The organism is Phyllobacterium zundukense (assembly GCF_025452195.1).
Taxonomy (GTDB): Bacteria; Pseudomonadota; Alphaproteobacteria; order Rhizobiales; family Rhizobiaceae; genus Phyllobacterium; species Phyllobacterium zundukense_A.
On the sequence record NZ_CP104973.1, the window covers coordinates 2943059 to 2955432 of the forward strand.

A 12374-nucleotide genomic window follows, 5' to 3' on the forward strand; every position below is an offset into this window, starting at 1 on the left:
ACGATTCAAATTCATATGACAGGCTGGCAGACTTTTGCTGGCCATTGTTTTGTTGGAGCCGCCTTTCCATGATTAAGCGCTACATTGCACCCCTGATCGTTCTAATCCTGGTCGCCGTGATCAGTGGATTGGTGTGGACAAAGGCTCCGGAGTTCAAGGGTTACGTATTGCCCACGGCAATCGGCATCCTGGTCTTCGTTGGATTGATCTGGGCGTTGTTCCCCAAGATCAAGCGCTACATGATGCCTGCGATCATTCTAATTCTTGTCGTAGCAGTTGCCGGCGGCCTGGTCTGGTTCAATTTCTTCAGAGATTCGATGATCAAGCAGTTCTTTGCGACCATGCAGCAGCCAGCTGCGCCGGTCTCGACCTATACGGTCAAGCCGGGTGAATGGATGCCTGAGATCGAAGCGATCGGTACGGTAAGCGCGATCCAGGGTGTCGAGCTCTCCGTCGAAGTTGCCGGTATCGTCAAGGACATCCCGTTCAAAGCCAACCAGACAGTCGAGAAGGACGCACCGCTGCTGCAGCTCGACGATGCGATCGAGAAAGCCGATATTGTTGCGGCCCGGGCACAAGATGTACTGATGGATCAGACTCTGGCGCGTGCCCGCACGCTCAATACCCGAGGTGTTGGTGCTGTGTCTGCCGTCGACGAGGCGCAATCTGCATCGCTGGCCAAGAAGGCCGAGATTGCCAAATTGCAGGCCGTTATGGATCAGAAGCTGTTGAAGGCGCCTTTCAAGGGCACAGTCGGCATCCCGCGCATTGAACTCGGGCAATATCTGCCAATCGGCACGGTGGTCGTTTCCTTGCAGGATCTCACGACGATGCGCGTGGACTTTACAGTGAATGAGCAGGTCCTCAGCCAGATCAAGATCGGTCAGCCGATCAGACTTGGCCTGACGGATAGTGACATCAATTATGACGGCAAGATCACGGCGATCGAACCCAGAATCGATCCGGCCACAAGGCTTGTTTCGGTGCGTGCCCAGGTCGACAATTCCGAAGGAGAATTGCGCCCAGGTCAGTTTTCCCAGGTCCGGGTGACGCTGCCGAAGGAAGAAAATGTTTTCACACTGCCGCAGACGGCGCTCGTTTCGAGCCTCTATGGCGATTACGTGTACGTCGTTCGTCCTGCTCCGGATGAAACCAAGCCGGCAGATCCAGCAAAACCTGCGGATGCGCCAAAGCCTGCCGACGAGACCGCGTCAACACAACCAGCTTCTGCTGAGAAAAAAGAAGAAAAGCTCATCGTCACGCAGGTTTTCGTCAGACCAGGACGTCGCTCCGGCCTTGTCGTCGAAATAACCAAAGGTCTCAAAGAGGGCGACGTTGTCGTTACGGCGGGCCAGAATCGTTTGAGCCCTGGTGCAGCGGTCAAGATCGCCAATGATGTGAACCCCGCCAGCAAAACAGAATCAGGACTGCCAACAAAATGAATTTCTCAGACATATTCATTCGCCGTCCTGTCCTGTCGACGGTTGTCGCTCTGATGATCATCCTGCTTGGCGCGCAGGGACTTGTGAACCTTTCGGTGCGCCAGTACCCCAAGGTCGAAGAGACGGTTATCACCATCAAAACCGCCTATGCCGGCGCCAGTGCCGACCTGATGCAGGGCTTTATTTCTGCTCCGATCGCTAAGGCTGTGACCACCACGGAAAACATCGACTACGTGACATCTTCTTCCGCTCCGTCATCGAGCACGGTGACGGTACAGATGAAGCTTGGCGCAAATCCCGATGCGGCGTTGACCGAGGTAATCTCCAAGGTCAACCAGGTGCGCGGGGATTTGCCGGAAGAAGCCGACGATCCTGTCATCACCAAGGGTACCGGTCAGGACTTCGCAACGATGTATCTGGCCGTGCAAAACCCGAACATGACGAGCGAGCAGATCACCGAATATCTGGAACGCGTTATCCAGCCGCGCATGTCGACCATTCAAGGTGTCGCCGACGCCCAAATTCTGGGCGGTCAGGTATTCTCCATGCGCGTTTGGATCGATCCGATCAAGCTGGCGGCCCGCAAGACGACGGCGTCTGAAGTATTGACGGCGATCAACCAGTCGAACTTCCTGTCTGCGCCGGGCAAGATCGAAAATCTTTACACGGCTTCTCCTATCACGTTGAAGACGACGTTGCAGACGCCTGAAGCTTTTGGCGCGATGCCGATCAAATCTGACGGCGACAATATCATCCGTCTGCGCGATGTGGCGCGGGTTGAGCTCGGCGCCGTGAACAAGGACACGATCGTCAGCTTCAATGGAGCCAGTGGTACGTTCCTTGGGATATTCCCGACACCTGCTGCCAATCCCATCGATATGACAGCTGCTGTTCGCAAGGAATTGCCCTCGATTCAGGCGACCCTGCCCGAAGGCATGCAGCTTTACATGGTTTACGACTCGACGGAGCAGATCAGCTCATCGATCGAGGAGGTGTTCAAGACCATCGGCGAGGCGGTGTTGATCGTCGTTGCCGTGATTCTGCTCTTCCTTGGATCTTTCCGTTCGGTCATCATTCCGGTCGTAACCATCCCGATATCGCTGATTGGCGTGTGCTTCTTCCTGTTCATGCTCGGTTATTCGATCAACCTGCTCTCGCTTCTGGCGATGGTTCTGGCCATCGGTCTCGTGGTCGACGATGCGATTGTGGTCCTGGAGAATATCCACCGACATATCGAGGAGGGGCTGAGACCGCTTGATGCCGCATTGAAAGGCATGAAGGAAATCACCGGACCCATCGTGGCAATGACAATTACGCTTGCCGCCGTGTTCGCCCCGCTCGGATTTACCGGCGGCCTCACTGGCTCGTTGTTTCGTGAGTTTGCGTTCACGCTTGCCGGCGCCGTGATCATCTCCGGTGTGGCCGCTCTGACCGTCTCGCCGATGATGTGCGCGCTTTTGCTGCGGGCAGGCGGGCACAGCCGGTTTCAGCGGATTGTTGACAATAGTTTTGGCTGGCTTGAAAGCGCCTATGAACGACGTGTCGCGGGCTCGCTCAACTTTCGGTTCGTGACCTTGTTCATAGTCGTCGCGCTTGTCGCGTTGACCGGATTTCTCCTTACCAAGACCAATTCGGAACTTGCTCCTGAAGAAGATTCGGGCGCTCTCTTTGCCATCGTCAATGGTCCGCAATATGCGACGTCGCAATACACCAAGCTCTATGCGGATCAGATCGATGCCTTGACCAAGGATTTGCCGGAGTTGAAAACACGCTTCAACATCCTCGGCTTCGGCACAACGAATTCTGCCTTCGCCATCTGGGTGTTCAAGGATTGGTCCGAGCGCACCAAGTCGCAAGCACAGCTTAAAGAGGAATTGCAAGGCATGATCGGCCCGCTTGCCGGCGTCGAAGCCTTCATCTTCGCGCCTCCGGACTTGCCGGGTACCGGTGGTGGGCTGCCGATTTCAATCATTATCCAGTCGACAGGCCCGGCGGACAAGGTGTTCGAAGTTGCCGAAGAGATCAAGAACAAGGCGCAAGCCTCGGGGCAGTTCATCATCGTGCAAAACTCGCTCTCGTTCAATGCACCGCAAGTGACGGTGACGATCGATCGCGATCGTGCCTCGGCGTTGGGCGTGCCCGTAAGCGATATTGGCCAGACACTTGGGCTGTTGGTCGGTGGCGGCAAGATCTCGAAATTCGATCGGGATTCCAATAGCTACGACATCATCCCCCAGGTGCCGCAGGACTACAGGTCGAGATCCTGAAAATCTGGGTCAGTATTTCGTCAAGAGTGCATCTGGCGAGATGGTTCCGTTGTCGGCGGTCATCAAGGTCACCGAAAACGCTTCACCGGCCGCCATCGAGCAGTTCAATCAGCTGAACTCGGCGACGATTTCGGCTCTGCCGCTGCCGGGTGTTACGACCGGTCAAGGGTTGCAGACGGTTATCGATACGGCTAGGCCTTTGATGCCGGATGGGTTCTTCATGGATTATTCCGGCCAGTCGCGTCTGGAAATCGAGCAGGGAAGCACGATCCTTATTGCCTTCCTGCTGGCCGTGGTGGTGATCTATCTGGTGCTGGCGGCGCAGTTCGAAAGCTTCCGCGATCCGTTTATCATCATGATGTCGGTACCGCTTTCGATCTTCGGTGCGATCGTGCCGCTCAACCTGGGACTCGGCACACTCAACATCTATACGCAGGTGGGTCTGATCACACTGGTGGGACTGATTACCAAACACGGTATTCTGATGGTGGAATTTGCCAATCAGCAGCGTGAACTGCATGGTATATCGCGGCATGACGCGATCATCCTTGCGGCGAAGACCCGGCTTCGTCCGATTCTGATGACCACTGCGGCCATGGCGCTCGGTGTCATACCGCTCATCACAGCCACTGGTGCCGGTGCCGCAGCACGCTATTCGATTGGTCTGGTGATTTTCTCCGGCATTCTTGTCGGGACAGTCTTCACCCTGTTCGTCGTGCCGATGTTCTACACGTTCATTTCCAAGAAGGACGTAAAAGCTGAAGCAACGACGGGGATTCCCGACGCGGGAGGCGCCGCTCCGCAGGTGAGCCACACCTAGCAAGGTCTTCAAAGCCAAATAAAAAAGCCTCCGAACTGTCAGTTCGGAGGCTTTTTTTGTACCAACTGAAATCAGGCCCGTTTAACGGCGCGAAGGATAAAGAGAAGAATGACCGCTCCGACCGTCGCGGCGATGATTGCACCTATGATGCCGCTGCCGAGCGAGATGCCGAGCCTCGGAAAGAGATATCCTGCAATAAAGGCGCCGATAACGCCTACCACCAGGTCACCCACGAGGCCAAAACCGCCTCCGCGCACGAGCTGGCTCGCGAGCCATCCCGCTATCAATCCCACCAAAAGAAAAATAAGAAGGCTTTCTCCGCCCATAGCCAATTCTCCATAAAACCGGTTTGCCGGAGCACAATCCCGAGAGGACTATGTTCCATTCAATGTTGTGCGTCCGATTTGAACGCACGGCGCAGTAAGATGCTCCACCGGCCCCGGATTCTTGATCCATGCATTGGCCAAGAGAATCACCAAGTCGATTTTACGATGGGATGGGGGATTTGAATAACGAAAGTTTGCAAATGAAATTTAGACTTTGGCACTATCAAAAACTATGCCGGCTATGGTTTCCCACGACCGGCACAGTGTCTGTTACTAACTGATCTTTTGTTTGCAGAAATTATTGTGCAGGAGCAGGAGCAGTTGACTCAGCAGGCTTCACGGCCTTCTTCTTGGCGGACATCTTGTGCACCTTCTTAACAGGCTTGTGAGCCTTTTTTACTGTCGTCGTCGTATCCGGGGTAGTTGCCGTTGTTGCAGCAGGGGCGGCGTTGGCGCTGGAAGCGATAACCGGAGCCGAAACAGCGAGGGCAACGGCAAGACCGAGAGCTGTATAGAGGGACTTTTTCATTGGTCAGTTTCCTTTCGATGCGGGCCTGTGTGAAACAGTCGGTCAGTCGTCAACCGGCTGCACACCAAGCAGCTTCAAAGCCTGGGCATACGATCTGATCCCCTGCGCCTGCTTGTTGCTTGCACAGAATCTCGTTCCCGTTTTCTGAAGTGCTTTCGCCTTGGCTGCCCGTTTTGCCTCGGCGTGTTCCGTCATTGCGTGTTGAACTTGTTGCTGGAGTTTGCCGCACAACTCTGTGCGGGTGAGTGTCTCTGCTGCCATTGACTGCTCTATTGGTACGATGGATACGATCGCACCGGTCAGGACGATTGTCGAAATGGTCAATATGTTCCGCATAAGAGCCATTTGAGTTACGAAGAAATCCTGTTTCGACCAGTCAACCACGAGTTGACGGGCCTTTATCGGACGTGAGTGTTGCCTGAGTTTTTCTGTTTTGTGGTGTTTTGTTTCTGCATTGTAACAAGACACCAAACGACAGAATTTTGCCCGGTTCGCCAGTCATTGGATGTTGCGAGTTTGCTGTTCGATCCAAAGAATTACATGGCTTCCACAATGGATCGTGCGTAAAAACAACGGGTTGAACCGCGCCGTATGGCTGGGCGCAAAACGATCGCCATCAGGAATTGAGCATGAAATCTGAAGCGCATATTCTGATTGTCGACGACGATGAAGCCATTCGCGATCTCCTGCATGAATTTTTGAAGAAGCGGGGAATGCATGTCTCGGTTGCACGAGACAGCGAGGAAATGCAGGAAGTCCTTTCCCGTACGCCCATAGATCTTCTCATTCTCGATGTGATGCTTCCTGGCAAAAGCGGTATGGAAATTTGCAGGGATATCCGGATGCATTCGCGTATCCCGATCATCATGCTGACTGCCGTCACAGAAACCACCGACCGGGTGGTGGGGCTCGAAATGGGTGCGGATGATTATGTTTCCAAGCCATTCGATCCGAGGGAGCTACTGGCGCGGGTCAGGGCAGTGCTGCGCCGGCTCGATACATCCGGTCCTGACCGGCGCCTCGAACCGACGGTCTACAAATTCGCCGGCTGGACGATGGACTGCTCGCGACGGCGGCTTGTGTCTCCAGATGCAGTGCGCGTGGAACTGACGACGGCAGAATTCAATCTTCTGGAAACATTGGTCAAAAGCGCCCAGCGCATGTTGAGCCGCGACCAGCTCCTGGAATTGGTCGGCAACAACGCCGCCTATGGTTATGACCGCAGCATCGATATTTTGATCAGCCGCCTTCGCCGCAAGATGGAAGACGATTCCCGTTCGCCGAAGTTGATCCTGACGATCCGTGGCGGCGGCTATCAATTCGTTCCCGAAGTCAGCGCGGAATGAAACGGTTTCTGCCCCAGTCACTGCCAAGCTGGGTCCTGCTCATCCTGATTGCCAGCCTGCTGACGACGCAGGTTGCAACATTATCGATCGTGTCGCGTGATCGCGCCGAAAACAACAATGTGCTCGAACTGTTCCGCTTGAGCGAACGCGCTTATACGCTCGTCAAGGTGCTCTATGCCGCGCCGCCATCCGAGCGATCAATTCTTGCGAGCGCCTTGTCGAACACTGCCAACCCTCTCTCCATGTCCGACGAGCCGGCTGTGACATCGGCCATCGCTTCGGACGATAGTCTTGCCGAGCTCGAAGATGTGCTGGTGGCGCGATTGTCAGCGTTCGGAGTAACCGACGCCCGGATTCGCCGCGCATCGAACCGGCCACCTAGCAGACCTGCAACAAACCCCAGCGCACCTGATCCCGATGTCGGCATTGTCGAGCGTCAGCTTTCCGATATCGCGGAGGATTTCAGCCAGAGTGACGGGCTCGCGGCCTCGATCAAGTTCAAGGATGGCCAGTGGCTGAACTTCGTCACACCGATCGCGCCGGAGCCCCCGATCTTTACCGCACAGACGGTACCTCTGTTTGGCTCCGTTGCGGCGGTGGTCATTGCAATGACGATCTGGGCGATGCGCCGGTTGACGGCGCCATATCGAGCGCTGGAGAGAGCGGTCAAGCGCATCGGCGACGATGTAAAGTCGCCGCCACTGCCCGAATTTGGCAGCAGCGAATATAAATCGGCAGCGCGAGCGGTGAACACCATGCAGGCGCAATTGAGGGAATATGTAGCCGACCGTGAGCAGCTGGCGGCCGCGCTGGCGCACGACCTGCGCACGCCGTTGACCCGCATTCGCCTGCGCCTCGAACTGTTGCGGAAATCACCGTTGCGCCAATCGCTCACCCACGATCTGAACGATATCGAAGCGATATCCCGATCCGTCATTGATTTTGCCACCTATGAAATCGTCGATGAAGAGCAGGAGAAGATTGATTTCTGGTCGTTGGTCGACTCGGTTGCCGATGGTTTTCCGCAGGCCTCATTCGACAAAACCAGCCATGCGTCGCGCGGGTTGATCTGCATGGGGCGTCCAATCGCGCTGCGGCGCTGTGTAACGAACCTCGTGAACAACGCCGTAACCTATGGCGAAAAAGCCCATATCAGCCTCGCGCAGAGTGGCGCCGACATTTTGCTGACAATCCGTGACGAAGGGCCGGGCATTCCACAGGCCAAGCTCGACGAGGTGTTCCAGCCGTTCCGGCGGGTCGAAGGCTCGCGTAACCGGCAGACTGGTGGATTTGGTCTGGGCCTGACCATCGCGCGCAATATCGCGCGACGCAGCGGCGGTGATATCACGCTCGCGAATGACACAGACGGCGGCCTAAGAGCCGAATTGCGGATTCCGCGCGCAGTCTGATGCGCCGAAAGGCGGCCAGAAATTCAGTCGACAGTGCCTACAACTGCCACACAGTCACCCGGTTTGACCAAGCCCGGAAAATGCCGTGCGGCAAGCAGCCCGGTAAGCTTCGTCCGGATTTCAGCCGGAGCAACGCCGGTACGACCGATTGGATGGATGCGAGCGATCACTTGTCCCTCTTTAACGGAATCGCCCAAATCGACCATCGTTTCGATCAGCCCTTCATCCTCGGCGAAGGAGAAGCAATCACCCGATGGCATATCGAGCCAGCGCGTGTCGCGATGGTCGATCTTGCCGCTAACGATGCCCGCATGGCGCAAGACATTCATCGCGCCCCGTTTGGCGATGGCGACTGTTTCGGCTCGGGCCGTACCGCCGCCGCCAAGTTCGGTGGTGACGAAAACCTTGCCCATTTCCTCCACCGTCGTGTCATACATGCCGACCGCGTCGATTTCGAGCATGCGCATCGACCATGGCGCCGAGAATGCCGTGACGGCGTCGAAGCCTTTGGCCTCCTGCACTTTGTCAGGCAGGATATGGGCGGCCGCGAAGGGTACGAAATCGAGTGTCCTGCCACCGGAATGGAAATCGAGCACGACATCAGCACGCGGCAACAATTCGCGGGTGAAATAGTCAGCGATTTTCTGGGTTACCGTGCCATCCGGTTTTCCCGGATAGCTGCGATTCATATTACCCTTGTCGATCGGCGACGTACGCGTGCCGGCGCGAAACGCCGGATAATTCATCGCCGGAACAATGATAACCGTACCGCTTACATTGCCGACATCGAGGGTGCGGGCGAGGTCAAAAAGGGCGATCGGTCCTTCATATTCATCGCCATGATTGCCGCCAGTCAAGAGCGCAGTCGGCCCGTTGCCATTGCGGATGACTGCAATGGGTATCATGACAGATCCCCAGGCGGAATCATCACGGCTATAAGGCAGCCGCAAAAAACCATGCTGCACGCCTTGTTTGTCCAGATCGACGGTAGGTGTGATGGGCGACGGCCGGAGGATTTCTGATTGCATGACGGCCTCAGTTTTTGACGAACAGCTTGCGCGGCACATTGGCGAGGCATTCGACGCCAGTGTCGGTGATCAGGATGCTTTCGGTGATTTCAAGTCCCATGGTTTCGAGCCACAAACCGGTCATGAAATGGAAAGTCATGCCTGGCTTGAGTTCGGTCTTGTCGCCCGGTCGCAGGCTCATGGTGCGCTCACCCCAATCCGGCGGATAGGAAATGCCGATTGGATAGCCGGTGCGGTTATCCTTGACGATGCCGTATTTCTTCAGGATGCCAAAGAACGCGTTGGCGATATCCTCGCAGGCATTGCCGGGCTTTGCCGCAGCAAGACCGGCTTCCATGCCTTCCAGCGTGGCTTTCTCTGCGTCCAGAAACTCCTGAGTGGGCTTGCCCAGAAACACTGTGCGCGACAGCGGAACGTGGTAGCGATTGTAGCATCCGGCGATCTCAAAAAAGGTACCTTCACCGACCTTCATCGGCTTGTCGTCCCAGGTAAGATGGGGCGCCGAGGCGTCCGCACCAGATGGAAGCAACGGCACGATGGCGGGATAATCACCACCGAAATCATCGGTTCCGCGAATGCCAGCATCATAAATCTCGGCGACCAGATCGCATTTGCGCATGCCCGGCTCGATTTTGTCGACAATACGCTGATGCATAAGCTCAACGATGCGCGCTGCCTTGCGCATATATTCAATCTCAGTCGGGCTTTTCACGGCGCGCTGCCAGTTTACGAGTGCAGTGCCATCAACGAAGCGAGCGTTCGGCAGATGTTTCTGCAGTGATGCAAATGCGGCGGCGGAGAACCAGTAATTGTCCATCTCGACCGCAATGGTCAGCTTGTCCCAACCACGCTCTGCAATGATTTTCGACAGATAATCCATAGGATGGCGTTCGGTGGACTGAACATAATTATCCGGGTAACCAACGATGTTGTCGTTGGAGAGATAAGCCGTGCGCTTCGCACCGTTGGCGTCCTGGCTGCGGCCATACCAGATCGGTTCGCCCTCCGGGGGTACCAAGACAGCCTGATGCACGTAGAAAGACCAGCCATCATATCCCGTCAGCCACGCCATATTGGACGGATCGCTGCAGATCAGAAGATCAATGCCGCGCTTTTGCATCGCCGCGCGGGTCTTCTTCAATCTTTCGGCGAATTCCTGCCGCGTGAATTTGAGATTTGGCTCTGTCATATCAGTTTCCTCATGCTTGGGCCGAAGTCCATATCAACTTTCGAAATTGGTTCCAGCGTTCGACTGTCTGGCGCGATCACGGGCAAGTGTTGCGATGGCGGTATCCTGCACGCCGGTGCCGGTCAGATCGGCGATAGTGATTGCCTCTCGTGACGGCCTGCCTTTTACCGAACCGGCGATGATGGAGCCGAGCTCGGAGAAGATCGCGTCGGCCTCTACCAGTCCGGATTCGATGGCGTGATGCAGCTCGCCGAGGCGGCGTGTCTGTTTGAGGCTATCTGCGACATAAAGATCGGCTTTGGTGATGATGGCGGGATCGAGCTCGTTCTTGTGCTCGGCATCAGAACCCGTGGCGGTGACATGCTGGCCTGGCTGCAGCCAGGTCGATCGCAGGATTGGCTCGGAAGAGGGCGTTGTCGTCACGACGATATCCGCGTCGCGAACAGCCCTTTCCGGATCCTGTACGGCGCGGACGGGGATACCAAGCTTTTCAGTGAGTTCGTTTGCCACCGATTGAGCTTTGTCGATGTCGCGGGCCCAGATACGCGCCTGCTTGATTGGACGAACCAAGGTCAGGGCCTCGAGTTGCAGGCGCGCCTGAACACCGGCCCCGAATATAGCGGCGACACTGGATTCGGGCCGCGACAGGTGTTTTGCCGCAACCGCGCCCGCAGCTGCCGTGCGTATATCGGTGAGATAGCCATTGTCGAGCAACAGGGCTTCGACCAGACCTGTGCGGCTGCTGAGCAGAACCATCATGCCGTTCACGCTGGGCAGGCCGAGCTTGGGATTGTCAAAGAAACCGGGGCTGATCTTGATGGCAAAACCATCGATACCCGGAACATAGGCGGTCTTCACATCGACTTCACCGCGATGTTCGGGAATGTCGAGGCGCAGTATGGGTGGCATGGCGACAGCCTTGGTCGCCAAGGCCGCGAACGCAGATTCCACGCAAGCAATAGCGTCGAGATCGAGTGACACGACCTTGCGCAAATCTGCTTCGGTAAGAATCGTCATGCTGGGCATGGTTTAGCCCTTTCGTTGATGTCCGCACAGACGATGCGCCGGTGCTGGTTCATGTCGACATTGCGGCCGGAAAGAATGGCGACGACAGGCCCCTTTGCCCTGATTTTTCCGGCGAGCAGCGCACCTATGCCGACGGCCGCAGCGCCTTCGATGATTTCACGCTCATGCATGTAGGCGTGAGCCATGCCGGCAGCGATTTCATCCTCGGACAGCAGGATCAAATCATCGAGCAGGTCGCGCACCATCGCGAAGGTGAACCGGTTATCAATGCCGATTCCGCCGCCAAGCGAATCCGCCAGGCTCTCACTTTCTTCGACAAGAACCGGCTTGCCCGCATCAAGGCTGGCCCGCATGGCGGCGCCGCGATCCATCGAAATACCGATGATCTTCGCAGCGGAACGTTTGGCTTTTACCGCCGCCGCAACGCCCGAGGCCAGACCGCCGCCCGACACCGGAACGAGGACGGTGTCGACATCCGGAACGGCGTCGATGATCTCTAGACCGAGTGTTCCTTGCCCGGCAATGATCGAAGCATTGTCAAAAGGCGGCACCATGGTGAGGCCGCTTTCCTGCACGAGCCTGTCTACTTCTTCCTGCGCATCATCCTGCGATTTACCGATGATGCGGATCTCGGCGCCAAGACGGCGGATCTCATCCACTTTGTTCTGCGGGACAAGCCGCGACATGCAAATGATAGCGCGTACGCCTTCCAGATGGGCGGCATAGGCGAGGGCCCGGCCATGGTTTCCCGTTGATGCTGCCACCACGCCGCGCTGCTTTTCGCTTGTTGAAAGCCGGCTCAACGCATTGGACGCACCACGCAGCTTGAAACTGCCGGTAGTTTGGTGGTGTTCGAGCTTGAGAAACACCGGCAGGCCTGTCATTTCCGACAACGATACCGAGTTGACGGTAGGGGTGTGCACCACCTTGCCCGCAAGCGCGTCGCGTGCCTTTTCAATCTCAGCGATGGTCACCAATTTGTCGGTCATGGC

At 56.4% G+C, this 12374-nt stretch carries 10 protein-coding genes and 1 pseudogene; 4 read left to right on the top strand and 7 right to left on the bottom strand.

The window, feature by feature from the left end:
• Positions 1–68 precede the first annotated feature (68 nt).
• Together N8E88_RS26790 and N8E88_RS26795 are read left to right on the top strand one after the other, a co-directional pair.
• Positions 69–1442 (top strand): efflux RND transporter periplasmic adaptor subunit, encoded by a 1374-nt coding sequence (locus N8E88_RS26790; RefSeq protein ID WP_315975264.1) that lies wholly within the window; start codon positions 69–71, stop codon positions 1440–1442.
• Positions 1439–4529: pseudogene (locus N8E88_RS26795) on the top strand (efflux RND transporter permease subunit). Before N8E88_RS26790 ends, N8E88_RS26795 begins: the two are co-directional and overlap by 4 nt.
• Positions 4530–4600: 71 nt before the next feature.
• On the opposite strand, the gene N8E88_RS26800 reads toward N8E88_RS26795, so the two are convergent.
• The 3 genes from N8E88_RS26800 to N8E88_RS26810 all read right to left on the bottom strand — a co-directional run bounded on the left by N8E88_RS26800 (position 4601) and on the right by N8E88_RS26810 (position 5708).
• Positions 4601–4855: a GlsB/YeaQ/YmgE family stress response membrane protein gene (locus N8E88_RS26800; RefSeq protein WP_114429411.1), complete on the bottom strand. Its 255-nt coding sequence runs from the start codon at positions 4853–4855 to the stop codon at positions 4601–4603.
• Between the two features lie 298 nt (positions 4856–5153).
• Complete coding sequence (locus tag N8E88_RS26805) at positions 5154–5384, bottom strand: hypothetical protein (protein ID WP_112526967.1); 231 nt, start codon at positions 5382–5384, stop codon at positions 5154–5156.
• A gap of 42 nt (positions 5385–5426) precedes the next feature.
• The gene (locus N8E88_RS26810; protein ID WP_262293242.1) at positions 5427–5708 is read right to left on the bottom strand and encodes an FKBP-type peptidyl-prolyl cis-trans isomerase N-terminal domain-containing protein; all 282 of its coding nucleotides are present in this window, start codon (positions 5706–5708) and stop codon (positions 5427–5429) included.
• A 305-nt stretch (positions 5709–6013) separates the two neighbouring features.
• Here N8E88_RS26810 and N8E88_RS26815 point away from each other — a divergent pair, with 305 nt between their 5' ends.
• Both N8E88_RS26815 and N8E88_RS26820 read left to right on the top strand, forming a co-directional pair.
• Positions 6014–6730, top strand: a complete 717-nt coding sequence (locus tag N8E88_RS26815) for a response regulator (RefSeq protein ID WP_112526971.1) — start codon at positions 6014–6016, stop codon at positions 6728–6730.
• The gene (locus N8E88_RS26820; RefSeq protein ID WP_262293243.1) at positions 6727–8139 is read left to right on the top strand and encodes an ATP-binding protein; all 1413 of its coding nucleotides are present in this window, start codon (positions 6727–6729) and stop codon (positions 8137–8139) included. Before N8E88_RS26815 ends, N8E88_RS26820 begins: the two co-directional genes overlap by 4 nt.
• A 23-nt stretch (positions 8140–8162) precedes the next feature.
• Here N8E88_RS26820 and doeB read toward each other — a convergent pair whose 3' ends face one another.
• From doeB to eutB, 4 genes are read right to left on the bottom strand one after another with little or no spacing between them, the layout of a single operon-like run.
• Positions 8163–9167 carry a N(2)-acetyl-L-2,4-diaminobutanoate deacetylase DoeB gene (gene doeB / locus N8E88_RS26825; RefSeq protein ID WP_262293244.1) on the bottom strand — a complete coding sequence of 335 codons (1005 nt, stop codon included), beginning with the start codon at positions 9165–9167 and terminating at the stop codon, positions 8163–8165.
• Between the two features lie 7 nt (positions 9168–9174).
• Entirely contained in the window at positions 9175–10356 is a 1182-nt protein-coding gene (gene doeA, locus N8E88_RS26830) for an ectoine hydrolase DoeA (protein ID WP_262293245.1), read from the bottom strand.
• A 33-nt stretch (positions 10357–10389) separates the two neighbouring features.
• Positions 10390–11382 carry an ectoine utilization protein EutC gene (gene eutC / locus N8E88_RS26835; RefSeq protein WP_262293246.1) on the bottom strand — a complete coding sequence of 331 codons (993 nt, stop codon included), beginning with the start codon at positions 11380–11382 and terminating at the stop codon, positions 10390–10392.
• Positions 11370–12371 (bottom strand): hydroxyectoine utilization dehydratase EutB, encoded by a 1002-nt coding sequence (eutB, locus tag N8E88_RS26840; RefSeq protein WP_262293247.1) that lies wholly within the window; start codon positions 12369–12371, stop codon positions 11370–11372. The genes eutC and eutB overlap by 13 nt, the downstream gene beginning before the upstream one ends.
• Positions 12372–12374 lie beyond the last annotated feature (3 nt).

Coding starts and splice junctions, on each gene's coding strand:
- eutC (WP_262293246.1), bottom strand. CDS start 11,382: ATGCCCAGCATGACGATTCTTACCGAAGCAGATTTGCGCAAGGTCGTG.
- N8E88_RS26815 (WP_112526971.1), top strand. CDS start 6,014: ATGAAATCTGAAGCGCATATTCTGATTGTCGACGACGATGAAGCCATT.
- N8E88_RS26820 (WP_262293243.1), top strand. CDS start 6,727: ATGAAACGGTTTCTGCCCCAGTCACTGCCAAGCTGGGTCCTGCTCATC.
- N8E88_RS26805 (WP_112526967.1), bottom strand. CDS start 5,384: ATGAAAAAGTCCCTCTATACAGCTCTCGGTCTTGCCGTTGCCCTCGCT.
- eutB (WP_262293247.1), bottom strand. CDS start 12,371: ATGACCGACAAATTGGTGACCATCGCTGAGATTGAAAAGGCACGCGAC.
- N8E88_RS26790 (WP_315975264.1), top strand. CDS start 69: ATGATTAAGCGCTACATTGCACCCCTGATCGTTCTAATCCTGGTCGCC.
- doeA (WP_262293245.1), bottom strand. CDS start 10,356: ATGACAGAGCCAAATCTCAAATTCACGCGGCAGGAATTCGCCGAAAGA.
- N8E88_RS26800 (WP_114429411.1), bottom strand. CDS start 4,855: ATGGGCGGAGAAAGCCTTCTTATTTTTCTTTTGGTGGGATTGATAGCG.
- doeB (WP_262293244.1), bottom strand. CDS start 9,167: ATGCAATCAGAAATCCTCCGGCCGTCGCCCATCACACCTACCGTCGAT.